The following is a 3,710-nucleotide window of genomic DNA, read 5'->3' as shown; positions in this document are numbered from 1 at the left end:
GGAACTCGGCCCGCCACGCCGCCATGGACGCGCCGAGCGCGCGCGGCGCGTGGTGCGGTCGCCGCTCAGCCGCGCGCCGCGCGGTAGAACTCCGCGTCGTCCGGCTCCAGTGGCGGGTTGCCCAGGATCAGGTCGGCGGCCTTCTCCGCCACCATCATCACCGGTGCGTAGATGTTGCCGTTGGTGATGTACGGCATGACCGACGCGTCCACCACCCGCAGTCCGTTCAGGCCGTGTACCCGCATGCTGCCCGGGTCGACCACGGACATCGGGTGGGTGCCCATCCTGGCCGTGCACGAGGGGTGCAGGGCGGTCTCGGCGTCCCGTGCGACCCAGTCGAGGATCTCCTCGTCGCTCCGTACCCCCGGCCCGGGTGAGATCTCGCCGCCGTTGAACTCATCCAGCGCCGGCTGGTTCAAGATGTCGCGCGCGACCTGGATCGCCTCCACCCACTCGCGCCGGTCGTTCTTCGTGGACAGGTAGTTGAAGCGCAGCGCCGGATGGTCCCTCGGGTCGGTGGAGCGGATCTTCACCGAGCCGCGTGTGTCGGCGTACATCGGGCCGACGTGGACCTGGTACCCGTGCCCGCCGGCCGGCACCGAGCCGTCGTAGCGGATCGCGACCGGCAGGAAGTGGAACATCAGGTTCGGGTACGCCACCTCGTCGTTGCTCCGTACGAAGCCGCCGCCCTCGAAGTGGTTGGTCGCACCGGGCCCGGAGCGCAGGAACAGCCACTGCGCGCCGATGAGCGGCCGCCGCCACTTCGCCAGCGCGGGCTGCACCGAGACCGGCCGCTTGCAGGCGTACTGGACGTAGACCTCGAGGTGGTCCTGGAGGTTCTCGCCGACGCCGGGCAGATCGGCCACCACGTCGACGCCCAGGGCACCGAGCTCTCCGGCGTCGCCGACGCCGGAGAGCTGGAGCAGCTGCGGCGTGTTGATGGAGCCGCCGCACAGGATGATCTCCCCGCCGTACGCCTCGCGGCCGCGCCCGTACCGGACGCCCACCGCGCGGTCGCCCTCGAAGAGGATCTTCGTGACGTGCGCGCGGGTCCGTACGGTGAGGTTGGCGCGGTTCGTCACCGGGTGCAGGTAGGCGCGGGCGGCCGACAGCCGCCGGCCCCGGTGGACGTTGCGGTCGAACGGCGCGAAGCCCTCCTGCCGGTAGCCGTTGACGTCGTCCGTACGCGGGTAGCCGGCCTGCTCGGCGGCGGCGAAGAACGCCTCGAACAGCGGGCCCGCCGCCGGACCGCGCTCCAGCACCAGCGGACCCTCGTGGCCGTGCCACTCCTCGTCGCCGGCCAGGCAGTTCTCCATGCGCTTGAAGTAGGGCAGGCAGTGGGCGAAGTCCCAGGCCTCCATGCCCTCGTCGGCGGCCCACCGCTCGTAGTCCATCGGGTTACCGTGCTGGAAGATCATCCCGTTGATGCTGCTGGAGCCGCCGAGGACCTTCCCCCGGGCATGGTGGATCCGCCGGCCGTGCATGTTCGGCTCGGGTTCGGACTCGTAACCCCAGTCGTAGAACCGGCTGCCGATGGGGAAGGTCAGCGCGGCCGGCATGTGGATGAAGACGTCCCAGCGGTAGTCCGGGCGGCCGGCCTCCAGCACCAGGACGGTGTTCCCGGCGTCCGCCGACAGCCGGTTGGCCAGCGCGCTGCCGGCCGACCCTCCCCCGACGATGACGTAGTCGTACCGCTCGCGGCTCATGACACCACCTCGGCGTCGTCCGAGGCCGTCCACGCCCGGCGGCGTACCGCCAGCATCACGCCGCCCACGACGACGATCAACACGCTGGTCAGCAGCGCGCCCCACTGGTAGTACCAGTGGTCGGTGCCGTAGACCGCGCCGCGCGGCCAGAACAGGTTGACGACCATGGCGATGCCGTACAGGACGGCGAAGGCGTTGACGACGAGGCCGAACCGGCCCATCCGGAAGTACGGCCCGTGGTCGGGGCCCGGCCACGCGCCGCGCAGCCGCCGGAGCAGCATCGGCCCGGTCACCATCAGGTACGGGACGTAGAACAGGATGATCGCGGTCGAGGTGAGCACGAAGAACGCCCGCTGGTTGCCGATGTTGATCAGCAGCACGACGATGGTGAACACGCCGGTGATCAGCGCGGGCACGACCGGCGTCTTCGAGCGTGGCGAGACCCGCGAGAAGGACGCGCCGAAGGGCAGCCGCCCGTCGCGTGCCATCGCGAAGATCATGCGAATGGCGGCGGTCTGCACGGCCAGGCAGCAGACCGTGATCGCGATGCCCGAGCAGATGAGGAAGACGTCGCCGAGCGTGTTGCCCAGGGTGGACTTCAGCAGGTAGGGCATGCCGGAGACGCTGAGCTCCTTGGCGTGGATGTCGCCCACGGCCATCATGCCGACGAGCATCAGCAGGCCCCCGACGATGAAGGCCGCGGTGATGGCGCGGATGATCGCGCGAGGCGCGTGCCGCCGCGGCTCCATGGTCTCCTCGGCCAGCGACCCCGCGGTGTCGAAGCCGTAGAAGACGTACGCGCTCATCAGCGAGGCCACCAGGAACGCGCCGAGATACCCGGCCGAATGGCCCGCGCCCGCGCCGCTGGTCCGCAGCACCACCTCCGGGCCGCGCCTGATGTGCACCGCGAGCGCGACGATCAGCAGGATGATGCCGCCGAGCTCGACCGCGACGCCGAAGTTGTTGATCTTGGCCATCACCCGTACGCCGACGATGTTGATGATCGTGGTGAAGACGACGAGGCCCAGGGCGAGCACGATGGCGTTCTTCGCGCCGCCCGGCGTCGAGGTCGCGCCGATGTCCGCGGCGCCGCCGACGATCTGGAAGCCCGACCAGACCTGCGGCAGGATGATCTGGTACGCCACGGCCACCGCGGCGGCGGTGACCACCGCTCCGACGATCATGATCCAGCCGGCGAACCACGAGGTCACCGGCCGCGCGATCTGCTTGGACCACTGGTAGACCGATCCGGCGAGCGGGTACTGGCCGGCCATCTCGGCGAAGCAGAACGCCACCGCGAGCTGTCCCAGGAAGACCAGCGGCCAGGTCCAGATGAACGCCGGGCCGCCCGACCCGAAGCCGAAGAAGAAGAGCTGGAACACCCCGGTCATGATCGAGATGTAGCTGAACCCGGAGGCGAAGCTGGAGAACGATCCGAGGGAACGTTCCAGCTGCTGTCCGTAGCCGAACCCGGCGAGGTCGGCGCTGTCGGTGTCGTCGCGATGGTCGACGGGGAGTGATTCGCCATGGACGGCCATGGCCGGCTCCTTTGTTAGATCGACGTCCCTCAGCCGGCGAACCAGCGCATCGGCTGGGGGGCGGTGTTGTGGTAGATGTGCTTCTTCTCCTGGTACTCCTCAAGGCCTGAAGGGCCGAGTTCACGGCCGATCCCCGATGTGCCGAAGCCGCCCCACTCCGCCTGCGGGAGGTAGGGGTGGAAGTCGTTGATCCAGACGGTGCCGTGCCGCAGCCTCGCGGCCACCCGCTCCGCCCGTCCGGCGTCGGCCGTCCAGACCGCTCCGGCCAGGCCGTAGCCGGTGTCGTTGGCGAGCCGTACCGCCTCCTCCTCGGTGCCGAACCGCTCGACGGTCACCACCGGCCCGAACACCTCCTCACGGACGACCGCCATCTCACGGGTGCAGCCGCCGAGCACGGTGGGGCGGAGGAAGAACCCGCCGCGGAGCGCCTGGTCCGCCGGGCGCGCGACGCCGGCGAGCAGCCATC

3 protein-coding genes are annotated in these 3,710 nt (G+C 70.1%); all 3 read right to left on the bottom strand.

Annotated features, from left to right (window positions below; translation table 11 throughout):
* Positions 1 to 65: 65 nt before the first annotated feature.
* Positions 66 to 1,706: a choline dehydrogenase gene (betA, locus tag ACFFNX_RS44870; protein WP_378212380.1), complete on the bottom strand. Its 1,641-nt coding sequence runs from the start codon at positions 1,704 to 1,706 to the stop codon at positions 66 to 68.
* Positions 1,703 to 3,244 (bottom strand): amino acid permease, encoded by a 1,542-nt coding sequence (locus ACFFNX_RS44865; protein ID WP_378212378.1) that lies wholly within the window; start codon positions 3,242 to 3,244, stop codon positions 1,703 to 1,705. Before ACFFNX_RS44865 ends, betA begins: the two co-directional genes overlap by 4 nt.
* Positions 3,245 to 3,273: 29 nt before the next feature.
* Positions 3,274 to 3,710, bottom strand: a 437-nt coding sequence (locus ACFFNX_RS44860) for an aldehyde dehydrogenase family protein (protein WP_378212377.1), incomplete at its 5' end; no start/stop codon positions are given.

Source organism: Actinoallomurus acaciae, assembly GCF_042429965.1.
In the GTDB taxonomy this organism is placed as follows: Bacteria; Actinomycetota; Actinomycetes; order Streptosporangiales; family Streptosporangiaceae; genus Actinoallomurus; species Actinoallomurus acaciae.
Note: the sequence above shows the minus strand (reverse complement) of the source record. Positions and strands in the feature narration are given on the sequence as shown.

Coding starts and splice junctions, on each gene's coding strand:
- betA (WP_378212380.1), bottom strand. CDS start 1,706: ATGAGCCGCGAGCGGTACGACTACGTCATCGTCGGGGGAGGGTCGGCC.
- ACFFNX_RS44865 (WP_378212378.1), bottom strand. CDS start 3,244: ATGGCCGTCCATGGCGAATCACTCCCCGTCGACCATCGCGACGACACC.